Consider the following 23,657-nt stretch of genomic DNA (forward strand, 5'->3'; position numbering starts at 1 on the left):
CTCGCGTCCCCACGCGGTTCCACCTGTTCAGTCCGTCATCTGTCGTAGAGAGCCCCCGATGATTCCTCTGTCCTTTGCTCAGCAGCGGTTGTGGTTCCTCGGCGAACTGCAAGGACCCAACGGGATGTACAACATCCCGATCACCCTGCGGCTTGCCGGTGACCTGAACCACGAGGCCCTGCACGCGGCACTGGTGGACCTGATCGAGCGGCACGAGGCGCTGCGCACGCTGATCGCGACGGACGACGGCGTCCCCCAGCAGCGGATCCTCACGCCGGAGGACGCCGGGCTGCGCCTGCCGGTGATCGAGGTGACGGAGGACGAGATCGCCCGGGTGGTGGCAGAGGAGTCCGTGCGTCCCTTCGACCTCTCCCGCGAGATCCCCTTGCGGGCGTGCCTTCTCGCGGTGGCCCCGCGGGACCATGTGCTGGTCCTGGTGGCCCATCACATCGCCAACGACGGATGGTCCCTGGCGCCTTTGGCTCGGGACGTCTCCACGGCGTACACCGCCCGGGTCGGCGACCGGGCCCCCGACTGGGAGCCCCTGCCGGTCCAGTACGCCGACTACGCGCTCTGGCAGCGCGACCTCCTCGGCGGCGAGGACGACCCGGCTAGCTTCCTGAACGGGGAACTGGCGTACTGGCGGGAGGCCTTGGCCGATCTGCCGGAGGAACTGCCCCTGCCGTTCGACCGCCCGCGCCCGTCCGTGCCGAGCCACCGCGACGGCAGCGCGGCCCTCGACATCACGGCCGATCTGCACCGGCGGATCGCCGCCCTGGCCCGGGCCGAGGGCGTCACCCTGTTCGCGGTGCTCCATGCCGCGCTCGCCACGACGCTCTCCCGTCTCGGCGCCGGCACCGACATCCCCATCGGCACTCCGGTGGCCGGGCGTACCGAAGTCGATCTGAACGAGCTCATCGGCTTCTTCGTGAACACCCTGGTGATCCGGGGCGACCTGTCGGGACGCCCGTCGTTCCGTGACGTTCTGGCCCGGGTGCACGAGCGGAACCTGGACGCGCTCACCCATCAGGAACTGCCCTTCGAGCGGCTGGTGGAGGACCTCGCGCCCGCCCGGTCGCTGGCCCGCCAGCCGTTGTTCCAGGTCATGCTGGCGTTGCAGGACAACGTCGAACCGGCCCTCGCGCTGCCCGGCCTCGACGTCACCGTGCTCGCGAGCAGGGAGGCGCCGGCCAGGGCCGACCTCGCCGTCTCCATCAGGGAGACCTTCGGCCCGGGCGGTGTCCCGGCCGGTCTCAGGGGCGGGATCGGCTACGCGGCGGACCTGTTCGACCACGGCACCGTGGAGTCGCTGGCCGAGCGGCTCGTCCGGGTGCTCGACGCGGTGACCGCCGACCCGGCGCGGCCCGTCGACGCCATCGACCTGCTCGGCAAGGACGAACGCCGGCAGGTCCTGGCCGGCTGGAACGACACCGCGCACGAGGTCCCGGCGGCGACGCTGCCGGAACTGTTCGAGGCGCAGGTGGTCCGCACCCCCGACGCGACGGCGGTGGTGTTCGAGGACGTCGAGGTGTCGTACGCCGACCTCAACGCCCGCGCCAACCGGCTCGCCCGGCACCTGGCGGGCCACGGCGTCGGCCCGGAAAGCCTCGTCGGGGTGCATCTCGAACGCTCCGCCGATCTGGCCGCCACCCTCCTCGCGGTGGTGAAGGCCGGCGGCGCCTACCTCCCGATCGACCCCGACCACCCCGCCGACCGGGTCGCCCACCTGCTCTCCGACGCCCGGCCCGCCGTCGTCGTCACCACCGGCGCCCTCCACCCGCGTCTTCCCGACGGCGGGGAGGTGCGGCACCTCGTCCTGGACGACCCGGACACGGCGCTCGCCCTCGACGGCCTGTCCCCGGCCGACCTCGGCGACGGTGACCGCGGCGGTGTGCTGCTGCCCGCGCACCCGGCGTACGTGATCTACACCTCCGGCTCCACCGGACGGCCCAAGGGGGTCGCCGTACCGCACCAGGGCGTGGTCAACCGGCTGGAGTGGATGCAGCACCAGTACCCGATCGGGGCCTCGGACCGGGTGCTGCAGAAGACCCCGTTCGGATTCGACGTGTCCGTCTGGGAGTTCTTCTGGCCCCTCCTCCAGGGCGCCGTCCTGGTCGTGGCCCGCCCCGGCGGACACCGCGACCCCGGCTACCTGGCCGGCCTCGTCCGGGCGCGGCAGGTCACCGTGAGCCACTTCGTGCCCTCCATGCTGAAGGCCTTCCTCACCGAACCGTCGGCGGCCGACTGCACCACCCTGCGCGCGGTCCTGTGCAGCGGCGAGGCACTCACCCCCGAGCTGCGCGACCAGTTCCTCCGCACGCTCGACGCTCCGCTGCACAACCTCTACGGCCCCACCGAGGCGTCCATCGACGTCACGCACGCCTCGCACCTCACCGTCGACGACCCGACCGTCCCGATCGGCCGACCGGTGTGGAACACCCGCACCTACGTCCTCGACGCCTCCTTGCGGCCCGTTCCGCCCGGTGTCCCCGGCGAGCTCTACCTCGCCGGCGCCCAGCTCGCCCGCGGCTACCTCCGGCGCCCCGGCCTCACCGCGGAGCGCTTCGTCGCCAACCCGTACGGTCGGCCCGGCGAGCGGATGTACCGCACCGGCGACCTCGTGCGCTGGACCGCGGACGGACAGCTGGAGTACCTGGGCCGCACCGACGACCAGGTCAAGATCCGCGGCTTCCGCATCGAACTCGGCGAGGTCGAGGCCGCCTTGGCCGCCCACCCGGCCGTCGCCCAGGCCGCCGTCGTCGTCCGCGAGGACCAGCCCGGCGGCAAGCGCCTCGTCGGCTACGTCGTCCCGAAGGCGGACGTCGACGGCGCCGGCGTCCGCGCCCACGTCGGCGGCCTGCTGCCCGACTACATGGTGCCCTCGGCCGTGGTCGTCCTGGACGCCCTCCCCGTCACGGTCAACGGCAAGTTGGACCGCAAGGCCCTGCCCACGCCCGAGTACACCTCCGGGCAGGCCGGCCGAGGGCCGCGCACCGCCCGCGAGGAGATCCTGTGCGACGCCTTCGCCGAGATCCTCGGCCGGCCGCACGTCGGGGTCGACGACAACTTCTTCGACCTCGGCGGCCACTCGCTGCTGGCGGTGACGCTGGTCGAGCGGCTGCGCGCCCGTGGCCTGTCGATCAACGTACGGTCCCTGTTCACCACGCCCACCGTGGCCGGTCTGGCGGCGACCACCGGCCGGACCGAGGTGGAGGTGCCCGCGAACCGCATCCCGGCCGGGGCGCAGGTGATCACGCCGGACATGCTTCCGCTGGTCGACCTGGACGCCGGGCACATCGCGGAGATCACCGCCCGCGTCCCCGGCGGCGCCGCGAATGTGGCGGACGTCTACCCGCTCGCCCCGCTGCAGGAGGGCATCCTCTTCCACCACCTCATGGGCGGCGGGACCGCGGACGAGGACGTGTACGTCCTGCCCACCGTTCTCCGCTTCGACTCCCGCGGCAGACTCGACGCGTTCGTGGCCGCCCTGCGGAAGGTGGTGGACCGGCACGAGAACTTGAGAACGGCCTTCCTGTGGGAAGGGCTGCCCGAACCGGTGCAGGTGGTGCTCCGGCGCGCCGAACTGCCGGTGGACGAAGTCGTGCTGACCGGCGACGCCGGTGCCGCGGCCGACGACCACGACCTGGTCGCCCGGCTGCTGGCCGCGTGCCCCGCGTCCATGACCGTCAGCAGCGCCCCCCTCATCCGTGTGCACGTGGCCGCGCAGCCGGGCGGCGAGCAGTGGCTCGCGCTGGTGCAGGTGCACCACCTGATCCAGGACCACACCGCGCTCGACGTCATTCTGGGCGAGGTGCACGCGTTCATCGAGGGGCGCGACGACGAACTGCCCGCGCCCGCGCCGTACCGCGACGTCGTCGCCCAGGCACGGGGCCAGGTGTCCCGGCAGGAGCACGAGGCGTACTTCGGCCGCCTGCTCGGCGACGTCACCGAGCCGACCGCCTCGTTCGGGCTGGTGGACGTCCACGGGGACGGCACGGGGGCCACCGAGTCCACCGCCCGGATGGACCCGCGGCTCGCAGGGCGGCTCCGTGAGCAGGCGCGGCGCCTCGGCGTGAGCCCGGCGACGTTGTTCCACGTCATCTGGGCCCGTGTGCTGGCCGCGACCTCGGGCCGCGACGACGTGGTCTTCGGGACCATCCTGTTCGGCCGGATGGGCACGGGCGCCGAACGGGTCGTGGGCCTGTTCATCAACACCCTCCCGGTCCGTGTCCGCACCGGCGGCGCGGGCGCTCGTGACGTCGTACGCGCCGTTCAGGCCCAGCTGGCCGAGTTGCTGCTGCACGAACACGCGCCGCTGGCGATGGCCCAGCGGACAAGCGGCATACGCGGGGACGCCCCGCTCTTCACCTCGCTCCTGAACTACCGCCACAGCAGGGCCGATTCCGAGCAGGCGCGTGCCGGGCTCCCGGGCGTGGACGTGCTGTTCATGCAGGAGCGGACGAACTACCCCGTCGGCATGATCGTCGACGACACGGGGGACGAGTTCGTGCTCACCGCCCAGGTCGTCGCGCCCGGGTCGCCCGATGTCCTGTGCGCCATGATGGAGACCGTCGGCGAAGGGGTGGTCGCAGCGCTGGAGGCGGCGCCGGACGCGCCGCTCGGCGACATCGATGTGCTGGGTACGGATGAGCGCCGGCGTGTCCTGGTGGAGTGGAACGGCACGGCGCGGGACGTGCGGGCGGTGACGCTGCCCGAGCTGTTCGAGGGGCAGGCCGCCCGTACGCCGGACGCGACCGCGGTCGTGTTCGAGGACGTCGAGGTGACCTACGCCGAACTCAACGCCCGCGCCAACCGGCTCGCCCGCCACCTCGCCGGACACGGCGTCGGACCCGAACGACTCGTCGCCGTCGCACTGCCCCGATCCGTCGACCTCGTCGTCGCCCTCCTGGCCGTGGCCAAGGCCGGGGGCGCCTACCTGCCCATCGACCCGGCCTACCCCGCCGACCGCATCGCCTACCTGCTCGCCGATGCCCGGCCCGCACTCGTCATCACCGACGAAGCAACGCACGGCAAGCTGCCCGCAGCCGACTCCGTACAACTGGTGTTGGATGACGTCCAGTTGGGTCAGGCCCTGGCGGCCTTGCCCGACCACGACCTCACGGACGCCGAACGGCACAGTCCCCTGCTGACCGCGCACCCCGCCTACGTCATCTACACCTCCGGCTCCACCGGCCACCCCAAGGGCGTCACCGTCACCCACCACGGCCTGGCAAGCCTGATCACCGCCCAAACGGAAACCTTCGCCATCACACCCGCCAGCCGCATCCTCCAATTCGCCTCACCCAGCTTCGACGCCGCCATCGCCGAACTCACCGTCACCCTCGGCAACGGAGCCTGCCTCGTCCTCGCAGCCCAGGACGACCTCGTCCCCGGCCCGGCACTGACCCGTCTGGTCAACGGCCGGAACGTCACCCACGCCACCCTCCCGCCGGCCGTCCTCCCCCACCTCGATCCCCGCGAACTCCCCGACCTCACCACCCTCATCACCGCGGGCGAGGCCCTCCCCGCCCACCAGGTCGTCCCCTGGGCGTCCGGCCGCACCCTCATCAACGCCTATGGACCCACCGAAACCACGGTCTGCGCCACCATCGCCCGGCTGACCCCTCCGGCTGACGTCCACATCGGCGCTCCCATCACCAACACCCAAGTGTTCGTGCTGGACGCGTCGCTCCGCCCGGCACCGATCGGCGTGCCCGGAGAGCTCTATGTCTCCGGCGCCGGACTGGCCCGGGGATACGTCAACCGGCCCGAGCTGACCGCCGAACGCTTCGTCGCCAACCCGTACGGCACGCCCGGCGAGCGCATGTACCGCACAGGCGACCTCGCCCGCTGGAACACCGACGGGCAACTCGAATACCTCGGCCGCACCGACGACCAGGTCAAGATCCGCGGCTTCCGCATCGAACCCGGCGAGATCGAAGCCGCCTTGGCCTCGCACCCGTCCGTCACCCAGGCCGCCGTCATCATTCGTGAGGACCAGCCCGGCGACAAGCGCCTCGTCGGCTACGTCGTCACGCACACCGACGCGGACGGCACCGAGCTGCGCACCCACGTCGCCGCCAAGCTGCCCGACTACATGGTGCCCTCAGCCGTGGTCGTCCTCGACGCCCTCCCGCTGAGCATGAACGGCAAGCTCGACCGCAAGGCCCTGCCCGCACCCGCGTACGCGACGGCCGAAGAGGGCCGGGAACCGCGAACCCCGCAGGAACAGCTCTTGTGCGAGATGTTCGCCGACGTCCTCGGCCTGCCGAAGGTCGGGGTGGATGACAACTTCTTCGCACTCGGCGGGCACTCGCTGCTGGCGACACGACTGGTCGGCCGGGTCCGCTCCGCCCTGGGGACGGAACTCCCGATCCGGGCCCTGTTCGAGACACCCACCGTCGCCGGGCTCGCCGGCCGTCTGGCCGATGTCGGGACGGCCCGCCGCAGGCTGACCGCCGGGGCGCGCCCCGAGGTCGTCCCGCTGTCGTTCGCCCAGCAGCGGCTGTGGTTCCTCAGCGAACTCGACGGCCCCTCCGGGCTGTACAACATCCCCGTCGCCCTCCGGCTCACCGGCGACCTCGACCGTGCGGCCCTTCGTGCCGCCGTGCACGACGTCGTCGCCCGGCACGAAGTCCTGCGCACCGTCTTCCCGAGCGTCGACGGCTCGCCCAGCCAGCGCGTCCTCGGCCACGATGCGATCGACCTCCAACTGCCCGTTATCGACCTGTCCGAGGGCGGGATCGCCCAGACCGTCAGCGCGGAAGCCGCCCGCGCCTTCGACCTCGCGCGCGACATCCCGTTGCGAGCGCGGCTGTTCGCGGTGACGCCGCGGGACCACGTCCTGGTGGTGGTCGTCCACCACATCGCCGGTGACGGGTGGTCACTGGCACCGCTGGCGCGGGACATCTCCACCGCGTACGCCGCCCGGGTCGAGAACCGGATCCCCGCCTGGGAGCCCCTGCCGGTCCAGTACGCCGACTACACGCTCTGGCAGCGCGACCTCCTCGGGGGCGAGGACGACCCCGCGAGCCCGCACAGCACGCAACTGGCCCACTGGCGTGAGGCCCTCGCCGGCCTGCCGGAGGAGCTGACCCTGCCCGTCGACCGCCCCCGGCCGCCGGTGGCGTCCCACCGCGGCGCCACGGCCGCCGTCCGCATCAACGCGGACCTGCACGGACGGCTGACCGCGCTGGCCCGCGCCGAGGGAGTCACCACGTTCATGGTGCTCAACGCCGCGCTGGCCACCCTCCTGAGCCGCCTCGGCGCGGGCACCGACATCCCGATCGGCACCCCCGTCGCCGGACGGACGGACGAGAGCCTGCACGACCTCGTCGGGTTCTTCGTCAACACCCTGGTGATCCGCACCGACCTGTCGCGCGACCCGTCCTTCCGAGAGCTGCTGCGGCGCGTCCGCGAGCAGAGTGTGGGCGCGCTCGCCCACCAGGACGTGCCGTTCGAACGGCTGGTGGAGGACCTCGCGCCCGCCCGGTCCATGGCCCGGCACCCCCTGTTCCAGGTCATGCTCGCCCTGCAGAACACCGCCGACCCGGCACTCGACCTGCCCGGCCTGGACAGCCGTCTGCTGGGCAACGGGGACCTGCCCGCCAAGTTCGACCTCGACCTCCAGCTCCGCGAGACCCACGCCGACGGCCGGCCCGCGGGCCTGTCCGGCACCCTCACCTACGCGGCCGACCTGTACGACCACGCCACCGTGGAGACGCTCGTCCGGCGGTTCGTCCGGGTGCTCGACGCCGTGACCACGGACCCGGCACTTCCGGTCACCCGCATCGACCTCCTCGGCGAAGCCGAACGCAAGCGGCTGCTCACCGAGTGGAACGACACCGGCCGCGAGACGCCGCACGCCACACTGGCGGAGTTGTTCGAGGCCCAGGTGGCCCGCCGGCAGGACGCCACGGCGGTCGAGTTCGACGGCGTCACGCTGTCCTACGCGGAGCTGAACGCGCGGGCGAACCGTCTGGCGCGGCTCCTGGTCTCCCGCGGCGTGCGGCCGCAGGACCGGGTGGCGGTGATGATGGACCGCTCGGCCGATCTGGTGGTCGCCCTGCTGGCGGCGGTCAAGGCGGGGGCGGCGTACGTGCCGGTCGACCCGGCCTATCCGGCGGACCGGATCGCCTTCATGCTGGCGGACGCCGAGCCGTCCCTGCTGGTCACTCAGCAGGCCCAGGTCCGTGCGGACATCCCCGGCGAGCACGTGGTGGTGGACGATCCCCCCACGGCCTCCGCGCTGGAGGAGCTCGGCGGGGAGGACCTGTCGGACGCGGAGCGCGGCGGGCGCCTGCTGTCCGCCCACCCGGCGTACGTGATCTACACCTCCGGTTCGACGGGGCGTCCCAAGGGGGTGCTCGTCGCGCAGCAGGCGGTCGTCCGTCTCGTCCGGCACGCGAACTACGTGGCGTTGGGCGCGGACGACGTCGTCGCCCAGGCGTCGTCGGTGTCGTTCGACGCGGCCACGTTCGAGATCTGGGGTGCGCTGGTCAACGGCGCGACGCTGGTGGGCGTCGACCGGGAGGTGCTGCTGGCGCCCGAACGGCTCACCGCGCAGATCGAACGCGACGGGATCACCGCGATGTTCGTCACCACCGCGCTCTTCAACCGCCTGGTGGCGGAGTCCCCGGAGGGGCTCGGCCGCCTGCGGCACCTGCTGTTCGGCGGCGAGGCGGTCGACCCCGCGAGCGTGCGGCGGCTGCTGGAACTCGGCGCCCCGAAGCGCCTGCTGCACGTGTACGGGCCGACGGAGACGACGACGTTCGCGACCTGGCAGCCGGTGGAGCGGGTCGAGGGCGGTTCCGTGCCGATCGGCGGACCGGTCTCCGGCAGCCGGCTGTACGTCCTGGACGGCGCCCTGCGGCCGGTACCGCCGGGCGTGGCCGGCGAGTTGTACGTGTCCGGGGCCGGCCTGGCCCAGGGATACGTCAACCGGCCGGAGCTGACCGCGGAGCGGTTCGTCGCCAACCCCTACGACGGGCCGGGCGAGCGGATGTACCGCACCGGCGACCTGGTCCGCTGGACCGCCGGCGGACAGCTCGAATACCTCGCCCGCACCGACCACCAGATCAAGATCCGCGGCTTCCGCATCGAACCCGCCGAGATCGAGACCGTCCTCACCTCCCACCCCGCCGTCGCCCACGCCGCCGTCGCCGTCCGCGAGGACCAGCCCGGCGACAAGCGCCTCGTCGGCTACGTCGTCCCTAAGACCGCTGTCGACGGCGGGGAGGTCCGGGAGTACATGTCCCGGCTGCTGCCCGACTACATGGTGCCCTCGGCCGTGGTGGTCCTGGACGCGCTCCCCCTCACGGTGAACGGCAAGCTGGACCGCAAGGCCCTGCCCGCCCCCGACCACACCGCCACGAGCCCGGGCCGGGAAGCCCGCACCCTCCAGGAACAGCTGCTCAGCCAGGCGTTCGCGGACGTCCTCGGCCTCCCGCACGTCGGAATCGACGACAACTTCTTCGACCTCGGCGGCCACTCCCTGCTGGCCACCCGGCTGGTCAGCCGCGTCCGCGCCGCCCTCGGTGCCGAGATCCCGATCCGGGCCCTGTTCGAGACCCCTACCGTGGCCGGACTCGCGCAGCGCGTGACGGACACCGGGACGGCGTGCCAGAGGCTGACCGCCGGGCCGCGCCCCGCGACGGTGCCGCTGTCCTTCGCCCAGCAGCGCCTGTGGTTCCTCGGCGAACTCGAAGGACCCTCCGGGCTCTACAACATCCCCATCGCCCTCCGCCTCACCGGCGGCCTCGACCGCGCCGCGCTCCGGGCCGCCCTCACCGACGTCGTCGCCCGGCACGAGGCGCTCCGTACCGTCTTCCGGAGCGTCGACGGCACGCCGGAGCAGCACATCCTCGGCCCGGACGGGATCGAACTCCCGCTGACCACGGCCGAGGTACCGGAAGGCGAGTTGGAGCGGGCGGTGGCCGAGGAGTCCCACCGCGCCTTCGACCTCGCCCGTGACATCCCGGTGCGGGCACGGCTGTTCGCGGTGGCGCCGCGGGACCACGTCCTGCTCCTGGTCCTGCACCACGTCGCCGGCGACGGCTGGTCGCTCGCCCCGCTGGCGCGCGACATCTCCACCGCGTACACGGCCCGCTCGGGCGGCCACGCCCCCACCTGGGAACCGCTCCCGGTCCAGTACGCCGACTACACCCTCTGGCAGCGCCGGCTCCTCGGTGACCCCGACGATCCCGAGAGCCTGCACAGCGCCCAACTCGCCTACTGGCGCGATGCACTGGCCGGTCTGCCGGAGGAGCTGGCCCTGCCCGGCGACCGCCCCCGGCCCCCCGTGGCCACCCACCGCGGCGGCACCGCGCACCTGCGCGTCGAGGCCGACCTGCACCGGCGGCTCGCCGCCCTGGCCCGTGCCGAGGGCGTCACCATGTTCATGGTGCTCAACGCCGCGCTGGCGACCCTGCTGTCCCGCCTCGGCGCGGGCACCGACATCCCGATCGGCACGTCGGTCGCCGGCCGCACCGACGAGAGCCTGGACGAGCTCGTCGGGTTCTTCGTGAACACCCTGGTGCTCCGTACCGACGTGTCGGGCGACCCGTCCTTCCGCGAGATGCTGCGCCGCGTCCGCGAGCAGAACCTGGGTGCCCTCGCCCGCCAGGACGTGCCGTTCGAGCGGCTGGTGGAAGACCTCGCCCCCGCCCGGTCCATGGCCCGCCACCCGCTGTTCCAGGTCATGCTGGGGCTGCAGAACACCGCCACGCCCGTCCTCGACCTGCCCGGGCTCGGCACCGCCCCGCTACCGGCCGGCGAGCAGCCGGCCAAGTTCGACCTCGACGTCCAGCTCCAGGAGACCTTCGCCCCCCACGGCGGGCCGAACGGCCTGACCGGCGTCATCACTTACGCGGCCGATCTGTTCGACCACAGCACGGTCGCCACGCTCGTCGAACGGCTCGTCCGGCTCCTCGACGCCGTGGCCGCCGACGCCGAGCGGCCCGTCACCGGCATCGACCTGCTCAGCGCGGCCGAGCGCCGCCAGGTCCTCGTGGAGTGGAACGACACGGCCCACGAAGTACCGGCGTCCTCGCTCCCGGAGCTGTTCCAGGCGCAGGTGGCCCGCACGCCGGACGCCACCGCCGTGGTGTTCGAGGACACGGAGGTGTCCTACGCCGACCTCAACGCGCGCGCCAACCGGCTCGCCCGCCTCCTGGCCGCACAGGGCGCCGGACCGGAACAGCTCGTCGCCCTGGCGCTCCCCCGCTCGACCCATCTCATCGTCGCGCTGCTCGCCGTACTGAAAACGGGCGCCGCCTACCTGCCCGTCGACCCCGACCACCCCGCCGACCGCATCGCCCACCTGCTCACCGACGCGCGGCCGGCGCTCCTGGTCACCACGGAGGCCGTCAACCCGCAGGGGAACGTGCCGCAGGTCGTCCTCGACGACCCGGACACCGCGGGCGTCCTCGACGGCCTGCCCGCCGGCGACCTCGACGACGGCGAACGGCACGGCCCGCTGCTGCCCGCGCACCCGGCGTACGTCATCTACACCTCCGGCTCCACAGGACGGCCGAAGGGCGTGACCATCACCCACCAGGGCGTGGTCAACTACATCGCCCGCACCTGGGACGCCTATCCGCACCTCGGCGGAAGCACCCTGCTGCACGCGTCCATCGCCTTCGACCTCGGCGTCACGGCCCTGTACGGCGCACTCACCAGCGGTGGACGCCTCCACATCGCCACCTGGGACGAGACGCTCCCCGCCACCCTCGCCGGCCACGAGATCACCTTCCTCAAGGCCACCCCCAGCCACCTGGCGTTCCTCCAGACCCTCCCCGGCGACTGGGCGCCCACCGGGCAGCTCATGCTCGGCGGGGAACCGCTGCGCACGGCGCAACTCCAGCAATGGCACCGGGACCACCCGGACGTGCCCGTCGTCAACCACTACGGACCGACGGAGACCACCGTCGGCTGCACCGACCACCCCGTCGACCTCGCCGCCGGCGACGCCGGCCGGGGGATCACGCCCATCGGCCGCCCCATGTGGAACACCCGGACCTACGTACTCGACACGGCCCTGCGGCCGGTTCCCCCCGGTGTCCCCGGCGAGCTGTACGTCGCCGGCGCCCAGCTCGCCCGCGGATACCTGCACCGCCCCGCGCTCACCGCCGAGCGCTTCGTCGCCAACCCCCACGGCACGCCCGGCGAGCGCATGTACCGCACCGGCGACCTCGCCCGCTGGAACACCGACGGCCGGCTCGAATACCTCGGCCGCGCCGACGACCAGGTCAAGATCCGCGGCTTCCGCATCGAGCCCGGCGAGATCGAGGCCGCCCTCACCTCCCATCCCGCCGTCGCCCAGGCCGCCTTGATCGTCCGTGAGGACCAGCCCGGGGACAAGCGCCTCGTCGGCTACGTCGTCGCGGAAACCGACCTGGACGCCGCCGAACTGCGCGCCCACGTCGCCGGAATGCTGCCCGACTACATGGTGCCGTCGGCGGTCGTGGTCCTGGACGCGCTGCCGCTCACCTCGAACGGCAAGCTCGACCGCCGCGCGCTCCCCGCACCCGCGTACGGGACGACCGAGGAGAGCCGGGAGCCGCGGACCCTCCAGGAGCAGCTGCTGTGCCAGGTGTTCGCGGGCATCCTCGGCCTGCCGCACGTCGGGGTGGACGACAACTTCTTCGCATTCGGCGGCCATTCGCTGCTCGCCGTACGGCTGGTCAGCCGCATCCGCACGGTTCTCGGGGTCGAGGTCCCCATCCGGGCCCTGTTCGAGAGCCCCACGGTCGCCGGGCTCGCGGCTAGGCTGGGCGACGCGGGCGAGGCACGGCCCCGGATCACACCCAGGCCGCGGCCGGACGTCCTCCCGCCGTCCTTCGCCCAGACCCGGCTGTGGTTCCTGCGTCAACTGGAGGGCGAAAACGCCAACTACAACATCCCGGTGGTCCTGCGCCTGACGGGCGCCCTGGACGCCGAGGCGATGCGTGACGCCCTGCGCGACGTCCTCGTACGGCACGAAGTGCTGCGGACCGTGTTCCCGGCCCCCGACGGCACACCGCGGCAGTCGGTCCTCGCGCCGGAATCCTTGGCCTTCGACATGCCGCTCGTCGACATCGCCGAGGAGGACCTTCGGGACCGTATCGAGCGGGTCTCGCGCTCCGCGTTCGAGCTGCGCACCGACATCCCGCTGCGCGCCCGGCTCTTCAGGCTGCGCCCGCAGGAGCACGTGCTGGTGATCGTGGTGCACCACATCGCCGCCGACGCCTGGTCGTTGGGCCCCCTGGCGAGGGACGTGTCGGCCGCCTACGCCGCCCGTTCGGCAGGCCACGTTCCCGCCTGGGCACCGCTGCCCGTGCAGTACGCCGACTACACCCTCTGGCAGCGCGACCTCCTCGGTGCCCCCGACGACCCCGCGAGCCTGCACAGCGCCCAACTGGCCCACTGGCGGGAGAGACTGGCGGGGCTGCCGGAAGAACTCGCCCTGCCCGTCGACCGCCCCCGGCCCCGTACGGCCACCTACCGGGGCGGCACCGCCGCCCTGCACATCGACGCCGCCCTGCACCAGCGGATGACCGCCCTGGCCCAGGCCGAGGGCGTCACCATGTTCATGGTGCTCAACGCCGCGCTGGCGACCCTGTTCTCCCGCCTCGGCGCGGGCACCGACATCCCCATCGGCACCCCCGTCGCCGGACGCACCGACGAGAACCTCGACCAGCTCGTCGGCTTCTTCATCAACACCCTCGTCGTCCGCACCGACCTGTCCGGCGACCCCGGCTTCCGCGACGTGCTCCACCGCGTCCGCGACGAGAGCCTGGGCGCCCTCGCCCACCAGGACCTGCCGTTCGAACGCCTGGTGGAGGACCTCGCCCCCGCGCGGTCCACGGGCCGGCACCCGCTCTTCCAGACGATGCTCGTGCTGCAGAACGTCGCACCGGCCACGCTCGACGTGCCCGGCCTGGACATCGAGAGGATCGAGGTCGGCGACAACCCCGTCTTCGACCTGTCCTTCGTCGTCGCGGAGGCCTTCGACACCGGGGGCGATGCGGCCGGTGTGAACGGAATCGTCACCTACGCCGCGGATCTCTTCGACCAGGCGACCGTCGACGTGCTCGTCGCACGACTCGTCCAGGTGCTGGAAGCGGCAACGGCCGATCCGGACCTTCCTGTTGACCACCTCGATGTGCTGGGTGCGGATGAGCGCCGGCGTGTCCTGGTGGAGTGGAACGACACGGCGCGGGACGTGCGGGCGGTGACGCTGCCCGAGCTTTTCGAGGGGCAGGCCGCCCGTACGCCGGACGCGACCGCGGTCGTGTTCGAGGACGTCGAGGTGACCTACGCCGAACTCAACGCCCGCGCCAACCGGCTCGCCCGCCACCTCGCCGGACACGGCGTCGGACCCGAACGACTCGTCGCCGTGGTACTGCCGCGATCCGTCGACCTCGTCGTCGCCCTCCTGGCCGTGACCAAGGCCGGTGGCGCCTACCTGCCCATCGACCCCGCCTACCCCGCCGACCGCATCACCTACCTGCTCGGCGATGCCCGGCCCGCACTCGTCATCAGCAGCGAAACCACCCAGGACAAGCTGCCCGCAGCCGACGCCACGCACCTTTCCCTGGACTCCCGGTTGGGTCAGACCCTGGCGGCCCTGCCCGACCACGACCTCACGGACACCGAACGACACGGTCCCCTGCTGACCGCGCACCCCGCCTACGTCATCTACACCTCCGGCTCCACCGGCCGCCCCAAGGGCGTCACCGTCACCCACCACGGCCTGGCAAGCCTGATCACCGCCCAAACGGAAACCCTCGCCATCACACCCGCCAGCCGCATCCTCCAATTCGCCTCACCCAGCTTCGACGCCGCCATCGCCGAACTCACCGTCACCCTCGGCAGCGGAGCCTGCCTCGTCCTCGCAGCCCAGGACCACCTGGTGGACGAGCGGGCGCTGACCCGCCTCCTCGCCGCCGCCAAGGTGACGCACGTGACCCTGCCGCCCGTCATGCTGGCGGGGCTCGCGGCGGACAGCCTGCCCACGGTGACGACCTTGGTGACCGCCGGCGAGGCGCTGCGGCCGGACCTGGTCGGCCGGTGGACGGCTGGGCGGCGCCTCGTCAACGCGTACGGTCCGACGGAGTCCACCGTCTGCACAACGATGGCGGTGCTGGCCGACGACAGCGCGGTCCCGTACATCGGACAACCGATCGCCAACACCCGGGTGTTCGTGCTCGACGCGGCCCTTCGGCCGGTGCCGGCCGGCGTGGCCGGAGAGCTGTACGTGTCCGGGGCCGGCCTGGCCCGGGGATACCTCGACCGGCCGGGCCTGACCGCGGAACGCTTCGTCGCCAACCCCTACGGCGGTGCGGGCGAGCGGATGTACCGCACCGGGGACCTGGTCCGGTGGACCGCCGACGGGCAGCTCGAATACCTGGGCCGTACCGACGACCAGGTCAAGATCCGCGGCTTCCGCATCGAACTCGGCGAGATCGAGGCCGCCTTGGCCGCCCACCCGTCCGTCGCCCAGGCGGCGGTGGTCGTGCGCGAGGACCAGCCCGGCGACAAACGCCTCGTCGGCTACATCGTCCCGACCACCAACACCGACAACACCGAACTGCGCGCCCACGTCGCCAGCATGCTGCCCGACTACATGGTGCCCGCGGCGATCGTCGCACTCGACGCCCTCCCGCTCACCGCGAACCGCAAACTCGACCGCAAAGCCCTCCCCGCCCCCGACTACACCACCACGGCCACCAGCCGAGGCCCGGCCAACGCCCAGGAAGAAATCCTGTGCGCCCTGGCCGCCGAGACACTCGGCCTGCCAACCGTCGGAATCGACGACAACTTCTTCGAACTCGGCGGCCACTCCCTCCTCGCCACCCGCCTGATCAGCCGCATCCGATCAACATTCGCCGTCGAGGTCCCCATCCGGACCCTGTTCGAGGCACCCACCCTCCGCGAACTCGCACACCGCCTCACGGCCACCAGCCCGTCACGGCCTGCCTTGGTCCCGGCACAGCGACCGGACCTCCTGCCGCTGTCCTTCGCCCAGCAGCGCCTGTGGTTCCTGAACGAACTCGAAGGCCCCTCCCCCACCTACAACATCCCCATGGCCCTGCGGCTGACCGGCGCACTCGACACCGACGCCCTGCACGCCGCACTCCGTGACGTCGTGGCCCGGCACGAAGTCCTCCGCACCGTGATCACCACCGTCGACGGCCGGCCCCACCAGCGGATCACTCCCGCCGACGCGGTCGGTGACCTGCTCAGCGTCACCCCGGTGACGGAGGACGCTCTGCGAGCGTGGGTGAGCGAGGCCGCCAGGCACCGGTTCGACCTGGCCACCGACATCCCCGTGCGCATGTCGCTGGCCGAGATCGGTCCCGATGAGCATGTGCTGGTCGTGGTGCTCCACCACATCGCGGGCGACGGATGGTCCCTGGGCCCGCTGGCACACGACGTGTCGACCGCCTACACCGCCCGCACCACCGGCACCGCACCCACCTGGGAGCCCCTGCCCGTCCAGTACGCCGACTACGCCCTCTGGCAGCGCGAACTCCTCGGCGACGCGTCCGATCCCAGCAGCCTCCTGACCGAGCAACTCACCCACTGGCACAACGCCCTCCACGGAGCCCCCGAAGAACTGGCACTGCCCACCGACCGGCCCCGGCCCCCCATGGCCTCCCACCGCGGCGCCACCGTCGACCTCCACATCGACGCCGACATCCACCAAGCCGTCGTGGACCTGGCGCGCGCACACGGCGTGACCGTCTTCATGGTCGTCCAAGCGGCACTGGCCACCCTCCTGCACCGCCTCGGCGCCGGCGACGACATCCCCATCGGCACCCCCATCGCCGGACGCACCGACCAGGCACTCGACGACCTCGTCGGATTCTTCGTCAACACCCTCGTCCTGCGCACCGACCTGTCCGGCAACCCCGACTTCACCCAACTCCTCGAACGCGTCCGTGAGCACGCACTCCACGCCTACGCACACCAGGACGTGCCCTTCGAACGCCTCGTGGAAGAGCTCTCGCCCACCCGGTCGATGGCCCGCCACCCCCTGTTCCAGGTCATGCTCACCCTCCAGAACAACACGCAAGCCACGCTGGACCTGCCCGGCCTGGCCATCGAGGCCCTGCCCACCGGCGACAGCCCCGCCAAGTTCGACCTCGACCTCCAGCTCAACGAACACCTCACCGACGACAGCAAGCCCGCCGGCCTCCACGGCGCGATCACCTACGCCACCGACCTGTTCGACCACCACACCGCCGCCGCCCTCGCCGAACGCTTGACCCGGGTCCTGCACACCGTCACCGCGCATCCGTCAATGCCGGTCAACCGCACGGAGGTCATGGACGCCGCCGAGCGGGACCGGATCCTGGTCCGATGGAACGACACCGCCCGCGACGTTCCGCTCGCGACGCTTCCCGAGCTGTTCCAGTCGCAGGTCGCCCGTACCCCGGACGCGACCGCGGTGGTGTTCGAGGACACCGCACTGTCCTTCGCGGAACTCAACACCCGGGCCAACCGACTTGCCCGCCTGCTCGTCGACCGCGGCGTGCGGCCTGAGGACATCGTCGCTCTGGCACTGCCACGGTCGATCGACCTCGTTGTCGCCATCCTGGCGGTGATGAAGGCCGGGGGCGCCTACCTGCCGATCGATCCGCGCTATCCCGCGGACCGGATCGCCCACATGCTCACCGACGCCCGACCGGCGGTTCTCGTCACCGGTCAGGCAACGGAGGCCGAACTGCCGCCCACCGACGTCGTGCAGCTGTCGCTGGAGGACGCGCAGCTGCGGGAAGACCTGGCGGCCCGACCCGGCCACGATGTGACCGACGCCGAACGCCACGGCCCGCTGCTGCTCGGCCACCCCGCCTACGTCATCTACACCTCCGGCTCGACCGGCACTCCCAAGGGCGTCCTGGTCACCCACCGAGGGGTGCCGAACCTGGCCGCCGACCACATCGAACGCCTCCGGATCGGCCCGGACAGCCGGCTGCTCCAGTTCGCCTCGCCCAGCTTCGACGCCTCCGTGGCCGACATGTGGCCGGCGTGGCTGGCGGGTGCGGCCGTGGTGCTGGCTTCGGCGGACGACATGTCCCCCGGCGCGCCGCTGGCGCACCTGGTCGCCCGCCAGCGCGTCACCCACGCGACCCTGCCGCCCGCGACACTGCCGCTGCTCGCCTCCGCGGGCGGTCTCCCGGAGGGGATGACGCTGGTGGTCGCCGGTGACGTGTGCCCGCCGGAGACCGCGGAGCGGTGGTCCCGCGACCGGCTCATGCTGAACATCTACGGGCCGACGGAAGCGACGGTCGCCTCGCTGGCCAGCACCCCCCTGTCCGGCGCCGGCGTTCCCCCCATCGGCGCGCCCCTGTGGAACATGCGCGCATACGTGCTGGACTCCGCTCTGCGACCGGTACCCCCCGGCGTCGCGGGCGAGTTGTACCTGGCGGGCGTGCAGTTGGCCCGGGGATACGTCAACCGGCCCGAGCTGACCGCGGAGCGGTTCGTCGCCAACCCGTACGGCACGCCCGGCGAGCGCATGTACCGCACCGGCGACCTCGCCCGCTGGAACGCCGACGGGCAACTCGAGTACCTCGGCCGCACCGACCACCAGGTCAAGATCCGCGGCTTCCGCATCGAACCCGGCGAGGTCGAGGCAGCCTTGGCCTCGCACCCGTCCGTCGCCCAAGCGGCAGTGGTGGTGCGCGAGGACCAGCCCGGCGACAAGCGCCTCGTCGGCTACGTCGTCACGGGTACCGACACGGACGGCGCAGAACTGCGTTCCCACGTCGCCGCCAAGCTGCCCGACTACATGGTGCCCTCAGCCGTGGTCGTCCTCGACGCCCTCCCGCTCACCGCGAACCGCAAACTGGACCGCAAGGCCCTCCCCGCCCCCGACTACGGTGCCGGTTCCACCGGCCGGACCCCGGCCAACGCCCAGGAGGAGATCCTGTGCGCGGTGTTCGCCGACGTGCTCAACCTGCCCCGGGTCGGGGTCGACGACAACTTCTTCGAACTCGGCGGGCACTCCCTCCTCGCGGTGACACTGGTGGAGCGGGCTCGCGAGCGGGGCATCGCCGTGGATGTCCGCTCGCTGTTCGTCAGCCCGACGGTGGCGGCACTGGCCGCAGCCGTGAAACCGACGGCCGGGCAGGTGACCGTCCCGCCGAACGGCATCCCCGAGGGCGCCACGGCGATCACGCCGGAGATGGTGACGCTGATCGACCTCACCGCTGAGGAGATCGACCGGATCGCCGCCGCCGTTCCGGGAGGGGCAGCCAACGTCGCGGACATCTACCCGCTGGCCCCGCTGCAGGAGGGCATCTTCTTCCACTCCCTGATGGAGGGCGACAACGACAGCGACCCCTACGTCCTGCCGATCGCGCTGCGCTTCGACTCCCGGGCACGGGTGGACGCGTTCCTTGCCGCGGTGCAGCGGGTCGTCGACCGGCACGACATCCTGCGCACCTCCTTCGCCTGGGAGGGGCTGCGCGAGCCGGTCCAGGTGGTGGCGCGCCGGGCGACGCTCACCGTGCGCGAGGTCGACCTCGCGGCGGAGACGGACCATGACGGCCCGGACACGGTGGAACGACTCCTCGCGGCCTGTCCGCCGAGCATGGACCTCTCCCAGGGCCCGTTGCTGCGCGCCCATGTGGCCCGGCAGCCGGGCGGGGACCACTGGACGGTGGTCCTCCAGGTCCATCACCTGATCCAGGACCACACCGCGCTGGACGTGGTCATGGGTGAAGTGGCCGCCTTCCTCGACGGGCGGCAGGACAGCCTGCCCGAGCCGCTGCCGTTCCGTGAGTTCGTCGGGCAGGCCAGGCTCGGAGTGTCCGCCCGGGAGCACGAGGCGTTCTTCACTGCGCTGCTCGGTGACGTGAGCGAGCCGACCGCTCCGTACGGCCTGCTGGACGTGTTCGGGGACGGCCGTGACGTGACCGAGGCGCGGACGCCGCTGGACGCCTGCCTCGCGGTGCGGCTGCGGGAGCAGGCCCGGCACCTGGGTGTCACCCCGGCGACGCTGTTCCACGTCGCCTGGGCGCGGGTCGTGTCGGCCACCTCGGGCCGTGACGACGTGGTCTTCGGCACCGTGCTGTTCGGCCGCATGAACGCCGGAACCGGCTCGGACCGGGTGCCGGGACTGTTCATGAACACCCTTCCCGTCCGGATGGACGCGAGTGCCGGGGGTGTGCTGGAGGCAGTGCGGGGGATGCAGCGGCAGCTCGCGGAGCTGCTGGTGCACGAGCACGCCCCGCTGGCGGTGGCGCAGCAGGCCAGCAAGGTGCCCGCCCAGACGCCGCTGTTCACCTCGCTGTTCAACTACCGCCACAGCGAGGCTGCCGCCGCCGGCGCCGGGCTTGACCGTGTCGCTCTGCTCCAGGCGCGCGAGCGCACCAACTACCCCGTCGCCGTCAGCATCGACGACACCGGTGAGGGCTTCGTCGTGAAGGCGCAGGCCGTGTCCCTGATCGATCCGGGCGCCCTTGCCGCGATGGTGACCACGGCCGCCGAGGCCATCGTGACGGCACTGGAGACGGCACCGTCGACCGCGCTCGACCAGGTCGGGGTGCTGGAATCCGACGAGCGGGAGCGGATCCTGACCGAGTGGAACGACACCGCGCGTGCTGTTCCTCCGGCCACGCTCCCCGAGCTGTTCCAGGCCCAGGTGGCCCGCACGCCGGACGCGACCGCGGTGGTGTTCGAGGACACCACGCTGTCCTACGCGGACCTCAACGCCCGGGCGAACCGGCTGGCACGACTGCTGACGGCGCATGGCGCGGGCCCGGAGCAGCGGGTCGCGGTGATGATGGACCGCTCGCCGGACCTCGTCGTCACGCTGCTCGCCGTCCTCAAGTCCGGCGCCGCGTACGTACCGATCGACCCCGAGTACCCGGCGGAACGCGTGGCCTACGTGCTGGGCGACGCCGCGCCGACCCTGGTGGTGACGACCCGCCAGTTCCAGGGCGCACTGCCCGAGGGCGCGGCACGGGTGGTGCTGGACGACCCCGCGACCGATCTGACGACGCAGGCCGACACCGACCCCGACCAGATGCCGCTGCCGGCCCACCCCGCCTACGTCATCTACACCTCAGGCTCCACTGGACGACCCAAGGGCGTCACCCTCCCCCACGCAGGCGTCGTCAACCGACTCGCCTGGATGCAGCACGCCTACCAACTCACCCCCAGCGACCGCGTCGTACAGAAGACCCCGTTCGGCTTCGACGTGTCCGTGTGGGAGTTCTTCTGGCCCCTCCTGGAAGGCGCCACCCTCGTCGTCGCCCGCCCCGGCGGCCACCGCGACCCCGACTACCTCGCCGAACTCATCCAGCGCCAGCACGTCACCATCGCCCACTTCGTCCCCTCCATGCTCCAGGTCTTCGTCGCCGAACCCGCGGCCCGCGAGTGCACATCTCTGCGCGCCGTGGTCTGCAGCGGCGAGGCGTTGGCAGCGTCGTTGCGCGACCAGTTCCACGCCGTGCTGCCGATCCCGCTGCACAATCTCTACGGGCCGACCGAAGCGTCCATCGACGTCACCGCCCACACCTGCGAACCCCACACGACCAGCGTCGTACCGATCGGCCGCCCCATCTGGAACACCCAGACCTACATCCTGAACGCCGCACTCCAACCCGTACCCCCCGGCGTCGCAGGAGAGCTGTATCTCGCAGGCAGCCAACTCGCCCGCGGCTACCTCAACCGACCCGCACTCACCGCCGAACGCTTCGTCGCCAACCCCCACAGCAGCACACCCGGCGCACGCATGTACCGCACCGGCGACCTCGCCCGCTGGAACACCAACGGACAACTCGAATACCTCGGCCGCACCGACCACCAAGTCAAAATCCGCGGCTTCCGCATCGAACTCGGCGAAATCGAGACCGCGCTCCTCACCCACCCCGCCATCGCCCACGCCACCGTCATCGTCCGCGAGGACCAACCCGGCGACCAACGCCTCACCGCCTACCTCGTGCCGACGAGCGGCACGGACGGCGATGTGGACACCGCGGAGGTCCGCGCCGGCCTGACAGCCGTACTGCCGGACTACATGGTCCCCTCCGCCATCGTCGTCCTGGACGAACTGCCGGTCACGGTGAACGGCAAGCTCGACCGCACCGCGCTTCCGGCCCCGGAGCACTCCACCGGGCACACGACCTGGCAACCGCGCACTACCGAAGAACACCTGCTCCGCGAGATATTCGCCGACGTCCTCGGCCTTCCCGCGGTCGGCGTGGACGACAACTTCTTCGAACTCGGTGGGCACTCACTGCTCGCCGTGCGGCTGTTGGGTGAGATCCGCAACGCCACCGGCATCCAGCTGTCCCTCGTGAGCGTGTTCCAGAACCCGACCGTGGCGGGCCTGGCGTCGCTGCTCGGCGCTGGCACCGAGGAGGACCTCTTCCAGCCGGTGGTCGCGCTGCGCGGGCACGGCGACCGGCCGCCGCTGTTCTGCCTGCCGCCCGCCAGTGGTTTCGGCCTGCCCTACGTGGGTCTGGTGCGGCACCTGGACGCCGACCGGCCCGTGTACGGACTGCAGGCTCCGGGCGTCACCCGGGCGGAGTCGGCCCCGTCCGACCTCGACGCGCTGGTCACCTGGTACGTCGACCACATCACGGGCGTCCAGCCGAGCGGCCCGTACCACCTGCTCGGCTGGTCCATGGGCGGCAACCTCGCGCACGCCGTCGCGGTACGGCTCCAGCAGGCCGGGCAGGAGGTGGCCCTGCTGGCCATGATGGACGCCTACCCGCCGGACGCCGACGCCGTCCATGAAGAGGCCGACGACCACACCGTCCTGGTCCAGCTCCTGCGTGCCCTGGGACGCCCGGTGGACACCGCGGACCACCCGCTCACCGTGCCCGGGACGCTGAGGATCATCAAGGAAGAGATCGCCGACCTGGAGGAGTTGACCGAGGACCACGTCCGCGGGGTTGTCCAGAACACCCGCGACAACTGGCGGATGGTCCGGCAGACGACGCCGGGACACTTCGCCGGCGACATCGTCCACTTCCCGGCGACCGGGACCGGCTACCCCCAGGAAGAGGTCCTCCAGCGGTGGGCGCCGCACTTCACCGGGCGCCTGCACATCCATCCCGTCGCCGCCGCGCACAACGACATGACCAAGCCCGAGCCCCTGCGTCAGGTGGGGACGGTACTGGCCGCCGCCCTGGCGCGGCGTCCGCAGTGAACACTGGGGCCCACGCGCGATCTCGCGCGTGGGCCCCGCGTCACACGGCGTGCCCATCGAAGGCACCGATCGACCGCGTACCGCGCCACGTCCGAGGTTCTGGTCGGCCGGTCCTGAGTCGTGGGAGGATGCCGTCCATGACGTGCATCCGAAGGGGCCGTGCCGCGTAGAACACCAGCTGCGCTGCGGTCGCGGGAACGCGGCCGGGGAAGACCCTGGATGCGGTATCGCGACGTCTCTGGCCTGTCCGGAGCGTCGAACGCCGCCATTCGTGTACTCGAGCGGGAGCGGTTGTCTCCTGGCATCGTGGCAGTGGCGCTGAGCGTGTGGTCCGTGCGCGTGCACGGCACCAGTCGGCGGTGGAGGCCTTGGGAGGCTGAGTTCGTCTGCCGGTGTTGCGGCGGGGGCTGGGCGCGGGACAAGCTGCAAGAGGCTTTGTTCATGCTTCCGCCAAGGGCCGCCGCCGAACTCCGGGCGCAGGTGGAGCGCTTGGACGTCGTACTGC

Annotated in this window: 1 protein-coding gene; it reads left to right on the forward strand. The window is 72.0% G+C overall.

Annotation, left to right across the window (positions count from 1 at the left end; genetic code table 11):
• Positions 1 to 58: 58 nt before the first annotated feature.
• Entirely contained in the window at positions 59 to 23,152 is a 23,094-nt protein-coding gene (locus ACIP64_RS24395) for a non-ribosomal peptide synthase/polyketide synthase (protein WP_401590459.1), read from the forward strand.
• The last annotated feature ends 505 nt before the right edge of the window (positions 23,153 to 23,657 follow it).

This window comes from Streptomyces sp. NPDC088733 (assembly GCF_044751185.1).
In the GTDB taxonomy this organism is placed as follows: Bacteria; Actinomycetota; Actinomycetes; order Streptomycetales; family Streptomycetaceae; genus Actinacidiphila.